Source organism: Desulfuromonas sp. CSMB_57 (assembly GCF_020194955.2).
GTDB lineage: Bacteria > Desulfobacterota > Desulfuromonadia > Desulfuromonadales > Syntrophotaleaceae > JAFCIY02.
Map to the genome: position 1 here is coordinate 1 of NZ_JAFCIY020000046.1, position 670 is coordinate 670.

Genomic DNA, 670 nt, shown 5'->3' on the forward strand with positions numbered 1-670 from the left:
CCTGATCGTCATGCTGCTGAGTCTCGTGTTGATCCCGCTTATTTTTCCATTTGCCCCCTGAAGTCGGCCCTTAACCGGATTGAAAGGGGCAATTGTCAGAAATTTGATTAAAATATCAAAGACTTGAATTAGTCACGCCCCCATATTACAGGCCCCAATGCCAACCATGCTCTGCTTACTCCTTGCGATAGAAATCCTTTGACTTGATAAGGTTTTAGCGCAACAATTGTGCTGCTTTAATTTTTAACCTAATTCCTTGAAGACTTCTACTGCAAACGCCCATGGCCCGCCATTTCAAGCCCTGCTTGCCCTTGGCGCTTTGTGGTTCTGCGGGGATACCGTCTGCAGGTCGGGTCAAGGAAATAAGACATGATAATCAAGCCTGACGGGTCGCAAAAAATTCGGATCCGGCTTGCCGTCTTGGCCCTGGCGGCAGCGACGGCACTGCTGTTTGGCAGCTCTGCCTTCGGGCAGAAGTCAGCCAGACCAACGGAAGCCAAGGACCGCAGCATAATCGCGCTCGAGGCGGACGGACAAGCTCCTTCTTTCGGCGCAGCCCAACTGCCCCTCACAGAGGAAGAACGGGCCTGGCTGCGCAGCCATTCGGTGATTCGGGTGACGCACGATCCGGCTTGGGCGCCCATTGAATTTACCGACCCGAAGGATAATC

Annotated in this window: 1 protein-coding gene; it reads left to right on the top strand. The window is 53.0% G+C overall.

The genetic code is table 11. The features are described 5' to 3' along the window. Positions 1-369 precede the first annotated feature (369 nt). The coding region (locus tag JQN68_RS12710; RefSeq protein ID WP_249621225.1) for a hypothetical protein at positions 370-670 on the top strand (301 nt) is incomplete at its 3' end.